General features: G+C 48.7%; 15 protein-coding genes. 11 read left to right on the top strand and 4 right to left on the bottom strand.

Annotation, left to right across the window (positions count from 1 at the left end; genetic code table 11):
• Window positions 1-48 precede the first annotated feature (48 nt).
• Window positions 49-879 (bottom strand): DUF2989 domain-containing protein, encoded by an 831-nt coding sequence (locus QMG91_RS12540; RefSeq protein WP_281826833.1) that lies wholly within the window; start codon window positions 877-879, stop codon window positions 49-51.
• Window positions 880-990: 111 nt separating this feature from the next.
• On the opposite strand from QMG91_RS12540, the gene QMG91_RS12535 reads away from it, so the two are divergent.
• Window positions 991-1,278 (top strand): YeaC family protein, encoded by a 288-nt coding sequence (locus tag QMG91_RS12535; protein ID WP_004402191.1) that lies wholly within the window; start codon window positions 991-993, stop codon window positions 1,276-1,278.
• Window positions 1,279-1,334: 56 nt separating this feature from the next.
• On the opposite strand, the gene ansA is transcribed toward QMG91_RS12535, so the two are convergent.
• Window positions 1,335-2,348, bottom strand: coding sequence for an asparaginase (gene ansA, locus QMG91_RS12530; RefSeq protein ID WP_004402190.1), 1,014 nt, complete (start codon window positions 2,346-2,348; stop codon window positions 1,335-1,337).
• A gap of 152 nt (window positions 2,349-2,500) precedes the next feature.
• A complete protein-coding gene (gene sppA, locus QMG91_RS12525) occupies window positions 2,501-4,351 on the bottom strand; it encodes a signal peptide peptidase SppA (RefSeq protein ID WP_281826828.1) in 1,851 nt (616 codons plus the stop codon).
• 170 nt (window positions 4,352-4,521) lie between these two features.
• Here sppA and QMG91_RS12520 point away from each other — a divergent pair, with 170 nt between their 5' ends.
• The 10 genes from QMG91_RS12520 (at window position 4,522) to QMG91_RS12475 (ending at window position 16,879) form a co-directional block, all read left to right on the top strand.
• Window positions 4,522-6,525 carry an NADPH-dependent 2,4-dienoyl-CoA reductase gene (locus QMG91_RS12520; RefSeq protein WP_281826826.1) on the top strand — a complete coding sequence of 668 codons (2,004 nt, stop codon included), beginning with the start codon at window positions 4,522-4,524 and terminating at the stop codon, window positions 6,523-6,525.
• A 94-nt stretch (window positions 6,526-6,619) separates the two neighbouring features.
• Window positions 6,620-7,168, top strand: coding sequence for an NAD(P)H nitroreductase (locus QMG91_RS12515; protein WP_281826825.1), 549 nt, complete (start codon window positions 6,620-6,622; stop codon window positions 7,166-7,168).
• A gap of 88 nt (window positions 7,169-7,256) precedes the next feature.
• Window positions 7,257-9,236, top strand: coding sequence for a DNA topoisomerase III (locus QMG91_RS12510; protein WP_281826823.1), 1,980 nt, complete (start codon window positions 7,257-7,259; stop codon window positions 9,234-9,236).
• 112 nt (window positions 9,237-9,348) lie between these two features.
• Entirely contained in the window at window positions 9,349-10,482 is a 1,134-nt protein-coding gene (gene msrB, locus QMG91_RS12505; RefSeq protein WP_281826821.1) for a peptide-methionine (R)-S-oxide reductase MsrB, read from the top strand.
• A 219-nt stretch (window positions 10,483-10,701) separates the two neighbouring features.
• Entirely contained in the window at window positions 10,702-11,589 is an 888-nt protein-coding gene (locus QMG91_RS12500) for an NAD(P)-dependent oxidoreductase (RefSeq protein WP_281826820.1), read from the top strand.
• The gene (locus QMG91_RS12495; protein WP_281826818.1) at window positions 11,586-13,124 is read left to right on the top strand and encodes an aldehyde dehydrogenase family protein; all 1,539 of its coding nucleotides are present in this window, start codon (window positions 11,586-11,588) and stop codon (window positions 13,122-13,124) included. The genes QMG91_RS12500 and QMG91_RS12495 overlap by 4 nt, the downstream gene beginning before the upstream one ends.
• 13 nt (window positions 13,125-13,137) lie before the next feature.
• On the top strand, window positions 13,138-13,905 hold the full coding sequence (gene epsC / locus QMG91_RS12490; protein ID WP_281826817.1) for a serine O-acetyltransferase EpsC: 768 nt from the start codon (window positions 13,138-13,140) through the stop codon (window positions 13,903-13,905).
• Window positions 13,902-14,795 (top strand): VOC family protein, encoded by an 894-nt coding sequence (locus tag QMG91_RS12485; RefSeq protein WP_281826815.1) that lies wholly within the window; start codon window positions 13,902-13,904, stop codon window positions 14,793-14,795. The genes epsC and QMG91_RS12485 overlap by 4 nt, the downstream gene beginning before the upstream one ends.
• A gap of 2 nt (window positions 14,796-14,797) precedes the next feature.
• The gene (locus tag QMG91_RS12480) at window positions 14,798-15,967 is read left to right on the top strand and encodes a M20 aminoacylase family protein (protein WP_004402180.1); all 1,170 of its coding nucleotides are present in this window, start codon (window positions 14,798-14,800) and stop codon (window positions 15,965-15,967) included.
• Between the two features lie 9 nt (window positions 15,968-15,976).
• Window positions 15,977-16,879: a LysR family transcriptional regulator gene (locus tag QMG91_RS12475; protein ID WP_281826812.1), complete on the top strand. Its 903-nt coding sequence runs from the start codon at window positions 15,977-15,979 to the stop codon at window positions 16,877-16,879.
• A gap of 10 nt (window positions 16,880-16,889) precedes the next feature.
• On the opposite strand, the gene QMG91_RS12470 is transcribed toward QMG91_RS12475, so the two are convergent.
• A complete protein-coding gene (locus QMG91_RS12470) occupies window positions 16,890-17,576 on the bottom strand; it encodes an SDR family oxidoreductase (protein ID WP_281826811.1) in 687 nt (228 codons plus the stop codon).
• Between the last annotated feature and the right edge of the window lie 48 nt (window positions 17,577-17,624).

The following is a 17,624-nucleotide window of genomic DNA, read 5'->3' as shown; positions in this document are numbered from 1 at the left end:
CATCACCTTTGAAAAAAACTTTCATATACGGAAACGAAAGTTCACACCCTACCATTTCCTGAGAGCATCGATTTCCGGGATCAAAGATGGTTTGTACTGGCCATCTTTGATTGCATCAACCACATCATCTGCCAGATCATTGAGTTTACCCAGTTTTTCCTCCGGGAATGGATACAGCCTTCTCAAGTTACGATCTGAGGATACTGGGATTTCGTACTCCTTGCCGACCATTGCCCATATATAAGCGTATTCCAGATTGCCCAATGACTGGTTGGTGCTGGCGAGCGACTTAATCACTTCATTATTCAGCTGACCTTTTTTGGTCAGAGTCAGCGCGTTTTCGAGCAGGGTAAGTGTTTTCTGCTTATCTCTATTGGCATAGTAAGTTGCCAATGCGTATTGCAGCTTAGCCGTATTAAGTTTTGTTGTACCTTCTAATTGCAGAAATTCTCTCTGGGCATCATCATCGCCCTGAGTCCAGCGGAAATACAAAGCATAAGGATCTTTGGAGGACTTTAAATCGTGAAGGATGCGTTTTTGTTCATCATAGGTATGAACCAGAGCATTGAATCGCCTTTCTTTTAGATCACTTTGGTCAATAGGCTGAATCTGAGCTGCTAACTCAAGGCACTGCTGATATTCATGTAAGATCTCAAATTCTTTGAGCATCTTATCTACTGTGTTGTTACGCAATGCGTCGTAACGGTGCCAGATTAAATCGGTTCTTGGAATACGGCATTGTCCGTCACGCATGTTGAGTTTTTCGCATCGAAGAGTAGGGTTTGCTTCGCACAATTCCCCGGTATTTTGGTGGGCTTCAAAACATCCTGAAAGCATTGAAGCTGAAGCGATACAGATTAGAAGTCGAGTATTTAGCATTGGTATCCCGCTTGTGATCTAAGGCTCTAATTTGTTGTCCATTACTTGACTAAGCATAGTAGCCGGATATGGTCTTATTCAAAACCTATTTGCTTATAATTAGGAAAGAAAGTGAATGTAGAGCAACTTATCGAAGCAATGACGCCCGAGGTATACGAGCGCTTAAATTATGCAGTAGAAACAGGGAAATGGCCGGATGGTACTCCGTTAAACCAAGAACAGCGAGACTCCTGCATGCAAGCCGTTATGCTATATCAATCCAAGCATAACAACGAGGCACAACACATGACGGTTGCTGCGGGTGGCGAAATAGAGTTCAAGTCAAAGGTTGAGCTGAAAAAAGAATTTTCCGAGAAGGAAGATGAAATCGCCCGAATAAAAATAGACAAAGACGAATGAAAAAGAGGAGGCAGTCGCCTCCTCTTTACGTTTGTATTGAATAAGTTACGTTTGCCTTAAAGACTCATTTCACCGCGCAACACTTTTTGCATTTCCGCTTTCACATCTTCATAGCCCAAATTCTGACTTAGCAGATAATGGAGTTTAGCTAACGCCGCTTCATGGGTCATATCGTATCCGCTGATGACCCCGGCTTCTGCCAGCGCACAACCCGTCGCGTAACCACCCATATTCACTTTACCGGCTAGGCACTGGGTAAGGTTTACCACGATAACCCCACGTTCAGACGCTTCTTTCAGGTGTGCGAGCAGTTCTGGGTTTTGCGGTGCGTTGCCTACGCCAAAGGTCAGTAGAATCATCGCGTTTACAGGCTGGCGCAAGGTGTTGCGAATCACTTCATGAGAAATACCAGGATACATAGTGATTACCCCGATAGGCTGCGGGATGATCTTATGGACCTTGAAATCACCTTCTGGTTTCTTGTCCACTTCAACGTGATTGCTCACCTGAATATTGATACCTGCTTCAAGCAGTGCAGGGAGATTAGGAGAAGTAAACGCATTGAAGCCATCAGCATGAGACTTGGTACTTCGGTTGCCACGCATCAGCTGATTGTTGAAGAACAACGTCACTTCATTGATTGGGTAATTTGCCGCAATATGAAGGGCATTCAACAGATTAGCCTGACCGTCCGAACGCAGCTCTGCCAAAGGAATCTGAGAGCCTGTCACGATGACAGGTTTGCCTAGGTTTTCCAGCATAAAAGACAACGCAGAAGCGGTGTATGCCATGGTGTCTGTACCATGCAGAATCACGAAACCGTCGTACTTGTCGTAGTTATCATGAATATCATCCGCGATCTGTTGCCAGTCCATCGGAGTCATGTCGGAAGAATCGATCAAAGGGTCGTATTCGTGGATGGTGTAATCCGGCATCTCAGGGCGATGAAATTCCGGCATGCTCTGTAGCTGTTTTTCCATAAACCCGGCGACTGGGATGTACCCTTGGTCAGACTTCTGCATTCCAATGGTGCCACCAGTGTAAGCGATGTAAATGTGTTTCTTTGGCATAGGGCTACGTTTCTAGTTGTTATACGTCATGGTGTTGGCGGGGATTATATCTGATTTTAGTCAAAACCCCAGAAGGATTCTCTTTTATTGTTGAATAGCTCTTACCTAAAAAAATAGACGCCGAAGCGTCTATTTTTTGATTGAAGAAATGTCTATTGAACTTGGCAGTTTAAGCAGAATGCGTAATGCCCTTTGGGGTCATTGAAGCTTTGCATAACGCTGAAGTCCTGCGATAGCTGTTTTGCTATCGGACGTAGCGACTCAGGTACCATACTGTTCATATCAATGCCCAGTTTTACAGAGATGTTCTTCATGATTTCCTGAATGAACTGCTCAGTTGAAGACAGCTGTTCTTCAACCCAGTAGATATTGTAAGACTCAAGACCAGCGAGTTCGGCAGCCAGTTTAACGGCGTCGTCAAAGTCACCCATCTGATCAACCAAACCAAACGACATGGCGTCTTTTGCTGTCCAGACACGACCCTGAGCCACTTTATCTACATCTTCAATACTCATTTCACGGTTTTCACCAACCAGGCCGATGAAGCGCTGGTAACCGTGCTCTATACCAAGCTGAATGGCTTCAGAAGCCGCAGGAGTCAGTCCACGTGTAATGCCCACACCTGAGAATGGCGAAGTACCAATACCATCGTTGTAGATACCAAGATTATTCAAGCCTTTTTCAAAGGTTGTAATCACGCTAAAGATACCAATAGAACCCGTTAGCGTTGTCGGCTGAGCAACAATCTTGTCCGCACTCATCGAAATCCAGTAACCTCCCGATGCAGCTAGGCTAGACATGGAAACCACAACCGGTTTTCCTGCATCGCGCAGAGCCTGAACCTCATTTCGGATAACTTCAGATGCAAATGCGCTGCCGCCAGGGCTGTCAACGCGCAATACGACGGATTTTACTTTGTCATCAATACGGGCATCGCGAAGTAGTGATGCGACCGTATCGCCGCCAATAGTTCCGCGAGGCTGGTAACCATCCATAATAGCACCGCTGGCTACCACAATAGCGACGTCGTCAGCAGCAAAGCTAGGCAATGGGTTCATGGTGGCTAGGTACTCGTAGTAACCCACATGGTTGAAGCTATCATTACCGTTACTGCCAAACTCTTCGACCAGCGCTTTGCGCACTTGCTGGCGAGTTGCTAGCTCATCAACCAACCCTACTTTATGGGAAAGTAAGGCTAAATCACCTTTCGCTTCCTGAAGCAGGTTCAGCATTTCGTCTTCACTTGGTGCCAGTGTTGCCGCTTCAATCTTACGATTTAAGGCAACATCATGAACAAAGGCATCCCAAAGCTGAGTAAGCCAACGCGAAGCCGACTCTTTCGCTTCATCGGACATGTCATTACGAGTGAATGGCTCAATGGCGGATTTGTAGGTGCCAACGCGGAAAACATGCGTGTTAACGTCCAGTTTCTCCAGCATGTCTTTGTAGTAAAGGTTGTAAGCGCCATAACCTTGGAGTAGCACTGCACCATCAGGTGCCATGTAGATCTTATCGGCGTAGCTGGCTAAGTAATACTGGCTCTGATTGTAGAAATCGCCAACCGCATAAACAGGTTTACCAGAGGTTTTAAATTCGTTGATTGCCTTAGCGATGTACCGCAGTTTAGTCAGATTCGTTTCTGGCATTTCACGAAGAGCCAAAACCAATCCAGATACCTGATCGTCATTTTGTGCATATCGAATGGCATCGACGATTTCGAACAGAACGTTTTCTTTTGGTAATTCGTTCCCCAACAGTGAACCCGTAAAGGAATCCATTGGTGCAACGTAGGTGCTTTGTTCAACGATAGGACCAGATAAATTCATCACTAATGCTGAACGTTCCTGAACGACAGGACCTTCTGTATCTGCTTGGGTATAGACGAAGTAGATGATCGCCAGGGAAAACAAAAAGAACAGGTTGATAATCGCGAGACGCAGGAAGGAAATTGCCTTCCATATCCACTTAAAAATCAGACCTATAACTCGAAATAACTTTTTCATGTCTTTCCAATACAAGTACTTATGTAATTTCTCCATCCTACGTCATCTTGAGGCAGAAAAACACAGAAGATTGATCGTTGTTGAATAAATGTAAACAGGTGTTTGATTTTTTGTTTTAAGGGTTCTAGAGTGGTCAGACCATTACAATAAAACTAAAGTGAGCTCTCCCTATGTATTCAAATTTACTTTCACCGCTGGATCTGGGTTTTACCCAGCTCAGAAACCGAGTATTGATGGGTTCAATGCATACTGGTCTGGAAGAAGATAAGAAAGGCTTACATAAGCTTGCAGCCTTCTATGCCGAGCGTGCGAAAGGGGGAGTCGGTCTGATCGTCACTGGAGGATTCTCGCCAAATCTGCGTGGGAGGCTTCACCCGTTCAGCGCCGAGTTCAGTAAACCCAAACATGCCAATGCACACAAGGTAGTCACAGATGCGGTGCACGAGCATGGAGGAAAAATAGCGCTGCAACTTCTGCACGCAGGTCGATACGCCATGCACCCATTTTCTCAGAGTGCTTCGGGTATTCGTGCTCCCATCGCCAAGTTTGCACCAAGTGAGATGAGTCATCGTCAGATTCTAAAAACTATCGATGCTTTCGCTAACTCTGCATCTCTTGCTAAACAAGCGGGATACGACGGCGTCGAAGTGATGGGATCAGAAGGTTACCTTCTCAACCAGTTCATCTGTAAGCGCACTAACATGCGTTATGACGAATGGGGTGGAACCTACGAAAATCGGATGCGTTTTCCGTTAGAAGTGGTGAGAGCAATTCGTGAAAAAGTGGGTGAAGAATTCATCATTATCTTTCGGCTTTCCATGCTGGATTTGGTTGAAGAGGGGAGCACGTTTGAAGAAGTGATCATGCTGGCCAAAGAGTTGGAAAAAGCCGGCGTTTCCATCATCAACACCGGAATCGGCTGGCACGAAGCGCGAATCCCCACAATTGCTACACAGGTTCCGCGGAGTGCCTTTGCTTGGGTGACAGAGAAAGTGAAACCGCACATCAATGTCCCTGTGATCACCTGTAACCGAATCAACACGCCAGACGAAGGCGAGAAAATCATTGCATCGGGGCAAGCTGATATGGTGTCCATGGCTAGGCCATTCTTAGCCGACCCAGACTTTGTCAATAAAGCGGCAGCCAATCAAAGCCAACTGATCAACACCTGTATTGGTTGCAACCAAGCGTGCTTGGATAACGTCTTTAAAGGCAAGCGTGCAAGCTGTCTAGTGAATCCAAGAGCATGCTACGAATCAGAAATTGTGGTGCAACCTGCGACCAAGAAAAAGAAGATTGCCGTCGTGGGCGCAGGTCCCGCTGGTCTGTCGTTTGCAACTACGGCTTCCGAGCGGGGTCATCATGTTGACCTGTTCGAAAGAAACGATCGCATTGGAGGGCAGTTCCGTCTGGCCATGCAAATCCCCGGAAAAGAGGAATTTCGCGAAACCATTCGCTACTTTGCTAATCGCATTGACACCACGGGCGTCAACCTCAAGCTGGAAACCGAAGTCACCTTTGACATGCTGGAAGGTTACGATGAAGTGGTGATGGCCTCAGGCGTAGCTCCCCGTGAAGTCAACATTGAGGGCTTCGATAATGCCGAGAAAGTGGTGGACTACCAGACACTGATTCGTGAAAAGACACCAGTAGGCGAAAAAGTCGCAATTATCGGAGCAGGAGGCATCGGAATTGATGTCGCCACAATGCTGACTGAACCAAACAGCCACGATTTGGACGACTGGCTGCACGAATGGGGCATTGACAAGAATATCGAACATCCCGGCGGGTTATTCCCTTACCCAGATTCGGTAAGCGACAAAACCGTCTGGGTACTTCAACGCCGTCAAGGCAAAGTAGGGAAAGGGCCGGGTAAAACCACAGGCTGGATCCACAAACGTACTTTGGAAAAACGCGGAGTGAACCTGTTTGGTGGTGTGAAGTACCAACGCCTGAATGGCAAAGGGCTGTATATCGAGCATAAAGGTGATGAAAAGCTTCTAGATGCCGATACGGTTATCGTTTGTGCAGGGCAAGAGTCCGTTCGCCCATTTGAATCCGACTGGAGCAAGCTGGGTGATAAACTTCATATTATCGGTGGTGCGGATCATGCGGGTGAACTGGATGCGGTGCGTGCTATTCGACAAGGCGTAAAGCTGGCGGTGGCTATTTAAGCTCTCAAATTCAAATCCAATTAGCCCCTCACTCGCAGGGGCTAAATTTTGTCTGGATTGTGCTACATTTGGAAAAAACGAATAAGGACTTCAAATGGAAGCGTTAGACCTCTTACTGAATCGTCGCTCAATTGCCAAGCTTTCTGCTCCTGCACCAGAAGGTGAAGCACTTCAAAACATCATTAAAGCCGGGCTTCGAGCGCCTGACCATGCTGGCTTAACGCCTTGGCGCTTTGTGATTTCACAAGGTGAAGGCTTGGCAAAACTGGCTGACATTCTGGTTTCTGCGGCCGAAGCGGAAAACAGCGAAGAAACTGTCATCGAAAAACTGAAAAATGCTCCTTTCCGCGCTCCCATGGTGATCACGGTGATCGCCAAGGTCACAGAAAACGAAAAAGTGCCTGCTCTGGAGCAATACCTTTCTGCAGGCTGCGCAGTTCAAGCTATGCAGATGGCAGCGGTCGCGCAAGGTTTTCAGGCATTCTGGCGTTCAGGTAGCTGGATGTTCCACCCGAAAGTGCATGAAGCCTTTGGGTTAGAAGGCAAAGACGAGATTGTCGGTTTCCTTTATGTGGGCACCCCAGGTTGTACACCAATGAAAGTGCCTGAGCGTGACCTCAGTCAGTTCGTGGAATTTTTATAACTGTATAAAAATACAGTTTCTTTCCTTGCATTCTCAAAGCCACATTAGATAATGTGGCTTTGTTTTATTTAGTGAACTTCATCCATTTATGTCTCGACTCATCATTGCCGAAAAACCCAGTTTAGGGCGCGCGATTGCCGCGGCACTTCCAAAACCCCAAAAGAATGAAAACGGGTGTATTCGGTGTAGTAATGGTGACATCGTGACTTGGTGTATTGGGCATTTGTTGGAGCAAGTGGAACCCGATGCCTACGATGAGCGTTACAAAAAATGGAACATGAATGACCTGCCGATTGTTCCAGACCAATGGCAACTCAGACCTCGCAAGACTTCAAGCAAACAGCTCACGGTGATCCGAAAGCTCTTAAAAGAAAGCAGCCACATCGTTCATGCAGGCGACCCTGATCGCGAAGGTCAGTTGCTGGTGGATGAAGTGATTGATTACTGCAAAGTCCCTAAAGGCAAAAAAGAGAACATGGAAAGGTTACTGATCAGCGACCTGAACTTGCCTGCGGTAAAGCGCGCACTCTCGCAACTTCGTAGTAACCGAGATTTCATTCCTTTGTCTGTCTCAGCTCTGGCTCGTTCCCGTGCCGATTGGCTGTATGGTATGAACATGTCACGCGCGTATACATTGCTTGGTCAAAAAGCCGGTTATCAGGGCGTGTTATCGGTAGGGCGCGTGCAAACTCCAGTGCTGGGTTTGGTGGTTCGTCGAGACGAAGAAATCGAAAACTTTGTCCCGCGAGACTATTTCACCCTTCATGCGCTTATCCCTTATCAAGACCAGAATGGCAGCTTTGATATCCGAGCTCGTTGGAAACCAAGTGAAGCCTGCAAACCCTGGCAGGATGAAGAAGGGCGAGTCCTGAACCGAAAGCTGGTGGAAAACGTAGCTTCGCGCATTGCTGGTCAGCCAGCGACTGTCACCAAATCAGAACAAAAGCAGACCAAGCAAGCTGCCCCTTTGCCTTATTCACTTTCGGCGCTACAAATAGATGCCGCCAAGCGATTTGGTATGAGTGCTCAAGACGTGCTTGACGTTTGTCAATCGCTTTACGAAAAACACAAACTCATCACTTACCCTCGTTCCGACAGTCGCCATTTGCCCATGGAACATTTTGGGCAGGCGAAAGCTGTATCGGATGCCATTGCCAACAACTGCGGTGAATTATCTCAAGCAGTACAGGGGGCGGATCTTTCTCGTAAATCCAAAGCGTGGAACGACAGCAAAGTCGACGCTCACCACGCCATCATCCCAACGCCAAAAAAAGCCTCGGTTAATGCGCTTTCTGGCAATGAAATGAAAATCTATCAGCAGATCGCCAGACAATATCTGATGCAGTTTTACCCACCAGCGGTGTACGCCGAGGCCAAGTTGATTTTCGATATCGTTGGCGGCACTTTCATCGCATCGGGAAAGCAGCTTGTCGAGCCGGGTTGGAAAATTCTGATGGGCAAAGAGAAAACGGAACAGGACGATGGCGTCGATACGGTGCCACCGCTGCCAGAAGGAACAGTACTAACCTGTCGAGAAGGGCAGATAAAAGACAGAAAAACCGAGCCACCTAAGCATTTTACCGAAGCGACCTTGTTGCAAGCCATGACGGGTATTGCCCGATTTGTGGAAGACAAAGAATTGAAAAAGATTCTGCGCGAAACTGATGGCTTAGGTACTGAGGCAACTCGCGCCGGAATACTGGATACCCTATTTAAACGAAAGCTACTGACTCGACAAGGTAAATCCATTCTCAGCTCGCCTGCGGGTCGGGGACTGGTGCATGCGCTGCCCAACGACTCCACTTACCCAGACATGACCGCCCATTGGGAGCATCAGTTGCAGGGCATGGCGGAACGCAATCAGGCGTATCAGCCTTTCATGCAAGCACTTGAAACCAAGATCAATACCCTGATGGAGAAAGTGAAGTTTGGTCCTGTCCCTGAATCGCTCAGGCACCTACCTAAAGTCGAACGCCCAGCCTACAAAAAGCGCCGCAGCACAGGTAAAAGTTCGGCGAAGAAGCCAGGTTCAACGAGAAAACGCAGCTCTGGGTCGAAAAAGTCTTAGGTGTTCACTGACCCCTATCGGACAGAGAATTTTTCATTCCGGTTGTAACTTTTTTCTCGATAGGTCTGTCTTTTTAAGTAACTCCATTGATAAAAAGCCGTTGAAGGAAGTTATGAATACAGTCTCAAAACTATTGGTGGGATTCTCTGTCCCAGTGCTGTTTATCTTACTCAGTCAAACCGGAACCGCAGATACGATGGAAGCCAAAGTCGCATCGGGTAAAACGGAAGTCACAACGTTAGCGGGCGGTTGTTTCTGGTGTACTGAATCCGATTTAGAAAAACTGCCGGGTGTGCTGGATGTAGTGTCTGGGTATTCTGGTGGCAAAGAAGAAAACCCAACCTATCGACAAGTCGCTTCTGGAAGGACGGGGCACATCGAAGTCATTAGCGTTAAGTTCGACACGAGCGTAGTGAGCTATGAAGAAGTACTGGATCACTTTTTCCGCCACATCGACCCGACAGACAACAAAGGGTCATTCGTAGATCGCGGTGCTCACTACCGCCCTGCGGTTTTCTATCACAATATCGAGCAAAAACAGATTGCCGAGCAATTTATGATGGAAATCGACAAGGCGATGATCTTCCCAAAACCTTTGAAAACCGAACTGATCGAGTTTGATAAGTTTTATCCGGCGGAAGCTTACCACCAAGACTATTACAAAAAGAGCAGTCTGAAGTACAAGTACTACCGTTTCGCTTCGGGTCGCGACCAGTACTTAGACGAAGTGTTTGGTGATGATCGCAAAGCCAACCCCAAAACATTGCGCCAGTTGATTGATGCGAAAAATGCGTCTGCTGCCAAGGTATACGAGAAACCTTCAGACGAGGAAATCAAAGGGAAGCTGACCAAACTTCAATACTACGTAACCCAAGAAGACGGCACAGAACGCCCATTTAACAACAAGTATTGGGACAACAAAGAAGCGGGTATTTATGTTGATATCGTTACTGGTGAGCCTCTGTTTTCGTCTACCGACAAATACAAATCGGGCACAGGCTGGCCAAGCTTTACCAAGCCGATCAACGCCAGCTATGTGGTAGAGAAAACCGATTTTAAACTGGTTTACCCAAGAACCGAGATTCGCAGTAAGTTTGGTGACTCTCACCTCGGTCATGTGTTTAAAGACGGACCGCAACCAACAGGTCTGCGTTACTGCATGAACTCCGCTGCGATGAAATTCGTGCCGGTTGAGCAAATGGAAAGCCAAGGCTACGGCGATTACCTCTATTTGTTTGAAGCGTAACAGCGCTTTAGCTTTTCCTAGTACCAATCAAAGAGGCGTTCCTGTGTCGTCTCTTTTTCTTTCCATATTTCCTCCACCCGCATTTACCCTCGCAACTCACTTCGCAGAGTCGTGTAATTTAGTGTTGCTATAATTAGAACAATAAAGTGTCTATGTTGTCATTCTTCTATTTCTTATTAACACCTACTATGTAGCTATGGTTGTTAATGGAATGTAACAGTGGACACTAAAAAAAGTATTGGATTAATCGGTCTTGGCAGCATGGGGTTGGGCATGGCGCAAACCCTGACTCGTGAAGGTTTCGAAGTATTTGGTCTCGACCCGTCAGCGCAGCAACAGCAAGCCGCTCGTACTCTCGGGGTTGCGGTGGTGCAAGATATTGAATCGCTCTGCCTGTCGGTCAATAACCTTATTCTTTCCCTCCCTACCGCGAAACACGTGATGGCCGTGGTTGAAGGCGAGGGCGGCATTATTGAACATGCTCAGCCAAACACTTTGATAATGGACACCACAACTTCTGAGCCGGAAGTCACCCGCAGGTTAGCAGACAAACTGAGCCGGTTAGGTCACGCCATGCTGGATTGCCCCTTGAGTGGCGGAGCCGCTGGTGCGTCAGCTGGCACTATGGTGATTCTCGTGGGGGGGAGCGAAGAAGCGTTGATGCGCGCCACGCCATTTTTGGATGCGCTAAGCGCAAAAACGGTGCACTTAGGGGAGTCGGGCAACGGGCATGTCGCGAAATTGGTAAACAACCTGTTGTGCGCTGCCCATCTGGTGACAACAGCCGAAGCCATCACTTTAGGTGAAAAAGCCGGATTGGATCCTGCGCTTTTGATTGAAGGGCTGAATGCGGGTTCCGGTCGAAGTGCAATCAGTGAAGTGAACTTTCCGCGTTGGATATTGAACGAGCAGTTTGATTCTGGTTTCACCATGCAACTGATGCGCAAAGATTTGGGGCTCGCCAAAGCTTTGTTAGACGAATGCGGTTTGTCCCTACCCATCTCAGAGAGCGTTGCCCAAATCTGGTCGCAGAGCGAAGGGACGGTCGAAGGTCGTGAAGATTTTAATCGCATTACCCAATACGTGAAAAAGGAGTCTGAATCATGAAAGTAGACATTCAGGAACACGGTCGTGTTCAGGTTCAGGTACTCCTGAAAACCTTGTTGGGCAGCGATGCGTTTGGCAGTTGGATCAACGGTGAGTTGGTGCAAGGTCAGGGTGATGACATCTCGCTGACGAACCCCGCGACTGGCGGGAGCTTTCTTACCTATAAAGATGCCGGTGAAAGCCTTGTAGACGCCGCTGCGGATGCAGCGCAACGTGCTCAGAAAGCGTGGTGGAGCCTCACTGCGTTTGCCCGTGCTCAGGTAATGTGGAAATGCGGTGAAGCAATTCGCCAGCATGCGGATGATCTGGCGTGGCTGGAATCCATTTCCGCTGGAAAGCCCGTTCGGGACTGCCGAATTGAAGTCGCGAAAGTGGCGGAGATGTTCGAGTACTATGCTGGTTGGTGCGACAAACTCACAGGAGAAGTGATACCCGTCCCGACCAGCCATCTGAATTACACTCGCCACGAGCCTTATGGAGTGGTGACTCAAATCACGCCTTGGAACGCCCCCATATTCACTGGCGGTTGGCAAATCGCACCTGCCATGTGCGCAGGCAATGGCGTGCTAATCAAACCCAGTGAACTCACACCACTGAGCACCACCGCGCTGGTCAAACTGATTGAAACTGCCGGGGTGCCCAAAGGGCTGGTGAATGTGGTTAACGGACTCGGACAAACCACAGGGGCTGCCGCTATTGCGCACAAAGTAACGAAAAAAGTCGTCTTTGTTGGCTCCCCTAAAACCGGAAGCCTTATCGCTTCTGCTGCCGCCCAGCGGGTCATTCCTTGCGTCCTTGAACTGGGTGGAAAATCCGCCAATATCGTTTTCGACGATGCCGATCTCGACCGAGCCGTCATCGGGGCACAAGCGGCGGTTTTCTCTGCGGCAGGTCAGAGCTGCGTATCTGGGTCACGATTACTGGTACAACAAAAGGTATACGATCAGCTGACTGAGCGTTTGGCCTCTGCTACCACAAAAATCCGGCAAGGGCTGCCCTGGCAGGAAGACACCATGGTCGGTCCCATCAACAATGCGCCTCAGTTCTCCCATATCCAGTCATTGGTTCAGCAGGGCATTTCGGACGGTGCGTCGCTCGCCGCTGGTGGCAGACAGGCCATCGTAGAAGGGGGTGAGTCAGGGTTTTTCTATACGCCTACGGTTCTGGCAAACGTGAATAATCAGATGTCGGTGGCGCAGGAAGAGATTTTCGGTCCTGTTGTGTCCGTGATTCCGTTTTCTGACGAAGAAGAAGCGGTCGCCATTGCGAATGACAGCAAGTTTGGACTGGCGGGTGCGGTATGGACCAAAGACGTAGGACGGGCACACCGCATCGCTTCCCAAGTGAATGCCGGTACTTTTTGGGTCAATAGCTACAAAGCGATCAACGTGATGTCGCCATTCGGGGGCTTTGGGGAAAGCGGTTATGGTCGCTCCAGCGGGCATGCAGGTCTTATGGAATACATGCAAACCAAGAGTGTATGGGTAGAAACCGCGCAAGATCCTGCCATGACGTTTGGCTACTCGGTCGAATAGAGAAGGAGAGGGTATGTCGGATTACCAGCGCGACATTGATGTCGATAACCTTTGGGTGACCATTCAACAAGAAGCGCGAGACATTGTGCAATCCCAGCCATTGCTTGCCAGTTTCTACCAAAAGCACATTCTAAGCCGAGGCAGTCTGAGCGACGCTTTATGCTCGGTTTTGGCAGAAAAACTGGTCGATGCCCAAGGCGACGAACACGAATGGCACGCCTTTCTTTGTGGTCTGGTGCAGCAATCCGAAAATATTGCTCAGGCGCTCACCAAGGATTTGCTGTGTCAGTTAGAAAGTAACGCCAGTATCAAAGACCATTCCACACCACTGCTCTATTTTGGAGGCTACCAAGCGTTACAGAGCTATCGTTTTGCGCACTTTTGTTGGCAGAATGGTATGCAACCTATGGCAAACTACATTCAAGGGAAAGTAGTTGCGGTATTTGGCGTCGATATTCACCCCGCCGCCAAAATCGGTCAGGGCATCTTTCTCGATCACGCGGTTGGGATTGTCGTGGGTGAAACTGCCGTGGTGGAAGATGACGTAACCCTGTTCCAGAGTGTTACTTTAGGTGGTACTGGGAAAGGTCAGGGCGACCGCCACCCGAAAGTCCGCAAAGGGGCATTTATTGGTTCGGGTGCCGTTATTTTTGGGAACATTGAAATTGGTCAGAATGCCAAAGTGGCTGGTGGTGCCGTGGTCGTCAAATCGGTCGCGCCTAATACCACCGTAGTGGGTACATTGGCTCAACCTGTTGGAAGAAAGGAAAACAAGTCATGAGTAACAATCATTTAGGGATAGATCATCCTTTGGTTGCTGTTAAAGATATGGACAAAGTCAGTGACGATTTCGCCAGGCTGGGGTTTTACATCAACCCGCGTCATCACCATCCATGGGGAACCGACAATCACCTCTTGATGTTTCCTGATAACTTTATTGAACTCATCAGCATTTATGATCACAGCAAGCTCGATATGAAAAATGAGCGAGGCTTTGCCTTTGGTCGTTTCATCAGTGATTCCATAGAAAGAAGAGAAGGTATTTCGCTGGTGGCGCTGCACAGTGAAGACGCGCGCCAAGACCATCAATTGATGGAAGAGCGTGGCGTTGAAAATAACGGCATTGTCGATTTCCGTCGTGTAGCACACCGCCCAGATGGCACGGAAGAAGAGGCGATTGTCTCATTGGTCATGCTGATTAACTCCAAAACCCCTTCTATTTCCCATTTCTTTTGTCACCAACACAAACCCGAACTGGTGTGGGTCGAAGACTGGATGAACCACCCCAATGGTGCTAATGGCATTACCTGTGTGAGCTACATTGCGAGCGACCCGGCTGATCTCGAAGCTAGGTTTAAGGGTATTTATGGTGAAGAGGCGGTCACCCTTGAAGAGGGGTACTTAAACGTTCAGACCGACAGAGGCATATTTGAGGTACTGTCACCTGAAAGGGCGCGTCGCCGTTTTGAAGGCGTGGTGTTGCCTTGTGAAGAAAGTGAATTGCCAACGGGTGTTGCCATTCGCGTAAGTTCTCATTCTGTGCAGAAAGCGATGCAACATCTTGATAGTAATGACGTAACATATGTTCAGACAGAGGAAGGCGGGGTACGAATCCCTGCTAAATTCGCGGGTAATACCATAATAGAAATATATCCGGAAGAAGAGAGATAAGCATGAAGTCAGAATTGCCAATTGGACAGAGCTTGCACAATGACATGCGAGAGTGGCGCAGAGATATTCATGCCCATCCAGAAACCGCTTATCAGGAGCATCGCACATCTGAAAAAGTGGCGACCTTACTAACAAGTTTCGGTCTGGAAGTAGACCAAGGTTTAGGGGGAACCGGAGTCGTCACGGCAATCAAAGGTAACTTGCCTGGTGAAAAAGCCATTGCGCTGCGTGCCGATATGGACGCCCTGAACTTAACCGAAGCCAACGACTTTGAATATCGCTCAAAAAACGAAGGTAAGATGCACGCCTGTGGTCACGATGGTCACACCGCTATGCTGCTTGGCGCGGCTAAATATCTGGCTGAGAATCGTGACTTTGCGGGCACAGTTGTGGTGATATTTCAGCCCGCCGAAGAAGGTGAAGCGGGTGGCAGAGCCATGGTCGAGCAAGGCTTGTTCGAGAAATTCCCAGTTGATGCGGTCTATGGCATGCACAACTGGCCGGGCTTAGAAGTCGGCAAATTTGCGGTGCATTCCGACGCGGTTATGGCTTCCATGGATCTGTTCGATATCTCTATCACGGGTAAAGGCTGTCATGCGGCGATGCCACATCTTGGCGTCGATCCTGTGGTGATTGCGGGTCAGCTAATCTCATCACTACAAAGTATTGTCGGGCGTACCCTCAGTTCGTTGGAATCGGGCGTGGTGAGCATTACTAAGATGCAAGGGGGCGAAGCCTATAACGTCATCCCAGACAGCGTTACTCTATCTGGCACCTGTCGTGCCTTTTCGACCGAAGTGCAAGAGTTGCTGGAATCTCGCATTCGCACTCAGGTTCATCACATCTGCGAAGCTTACGGGGCGAATGGAGAAGTCGACTATCGCCGCATGTACCCACCGACCATTAACGTGCCAGAGTATGCCGACAGGTGTTCAAAGGTCGCAGAATCTTTGGTGGGGTCAGACAATGTTAAGCATTGCATGGCACCGAGCATGGGTGCTGAGGACTTTGCCTTTATGTTACAAGAAAAACCCGGCGCGTATATTTGGGTGGGAAACGGTGTCGGCGAAGAAAGCGCGGAACTGCACAACCCACATTACGATTTTAATGACGATATCCTTGCCCTTGGCGCAAGCTACTGGGTCGAGCTTGTGAAATCGGAACTCAAATAAGGCGACGCTTTGAAGCCGATTAACGACAAGCGCGTTGCCTATTTTTATGAAGCGGTCAAGCTGGGCAGCGTTCGCGCAGCAGCAGACAAACTGAACGTTGCCCCGTCTGCGGTGAGCCGCCAGATTTCCATGCTCGAAGAAGAGTTGGGAAGTGTCTTGTTAGAGAGGCACCGAAAAGGTGTTGCGGCAACCGAAGCGGGTGAAGTACTGCTTAAGTACCACCGAGAAACCGTCTCCAGTCAGGAAGCTTGTCTTCAAAAGCTTGAATCGTTACAGGGGCTGCAAAGTGGTCATATCAAACTTGCTGTGGGGGAAGGGTTTGTTGGCGAATTAATGTCGGAAGTACTTCCCCAATTTGAAGCCAAATTTCCCGAATTGACCTATTCTGTCATGCTTGGCGGATCAAACGATGTGATCCGAAAAGTCGAGCAAGACGAGGCGCACATAGGGTTGTTGTTTCACCCGAGCAAGCACCCCAATATTCGCACCCAAAGCCGAGTTCAGCGACCTATCTGCGCTGTTGTTCCACAGAACCACCCTCTTACACAATTACGTGATGCGGTCACTTTTGAATCACTTCTGGATTACCCCATTGGGCTACAGGACGTGGACTATGGCGTTCGTCAGATTATCGGGATGGCAGAATTTCAGCAGCGGGTTCGCATTCATCCCAAACTTACCACCGACTCCATCGCCGTCTTAAAGCAATTTGCCCGCTCAGGAATGGGGATTACATTGTTGCCAGAGTTTGTCGTCGCGAGGGAAGTAGCGGACGGGCAATTGGTCGCTCTGCCCGTTGAACACCCCATCTTAAAACAAGGTGAGGTGCATTTGATTACCAGACTCGGGCGTCAACTCTCAGAAGCACCGCAAAAGCTGGTGTCGCATTTAAAGCGCTGGCTGGACGATTAACAGGGAGCGCTTACCAAGGAATGGGATTGCCTTGATAATCGAAGAAGCCACCACTCTTTTCTTCGTCGATAGACGCAATCACCTTCACTAACCCTTCAGCCGATACCTCGGTGGTAATCAAGGCATTTGGACCGCCCATTTCGGTGAGCACCCAACCAGGGTGAACGGCGGCAACCTTAAAACCCTGAGCACTTAAATCGTTGTGCAGGCTTTTTACCACCGAGTTCAATGCGGCTTTTGAAGAGCGATAAATGTACCCGCCTCCGGATGTATTCTCTGCCATGCTGCCTACTTTCGACGACACGCAGATCACCGTTTTGGCATCGGAAGCTTTCAGGTTGTCATACAGCAATTCCACCAGCTTAAGGGGGGCAATGGTGTTGATTTCAATAACTTTACGCCACTCTTCCGGGTCCGTATTACCAAACCCGTAACCTTTCGGTCCGTAGTAGCCTGCGTTGTTGATCAACATATCGACCGTACCTAATTGAGTCGCCAATTCCGATACTGCGTTGTAGTCGGTCACATCCAATAATTGAGCGGTCAGTTGAGGGTTCGCATCGGCAAGTTCAATAAGATCCTGTGCGGTCTCTTTAGAACGATAGGTGGCGGTAATGGTCCAATTTAATGCTAGGTATTGTTTAACAAGGGCTAAACCAATTCCGCGGTTTGCGCCCGTAATGACAACGTGTGACATGAAGACTTCCGATTGAGGTTACTTGAATAGAAGTAGAGTAACGGCAAG

The sequence above is a fragment of the Vibrio nigripulchritudo genome (assembly GCF_027924785.1).
Lineage (GTDB): Bacteria > Pseudomonadota > Gammaproteobacteria > Enterobacterales > Vibrionaceae > Vibrio > Vibrio nigripulchritudo.
The sequence above is the reverse complement of the archived record's forward strand: the minus strand, read 5'-3'. Positions and strand labels throughout refer to the sequence as shown.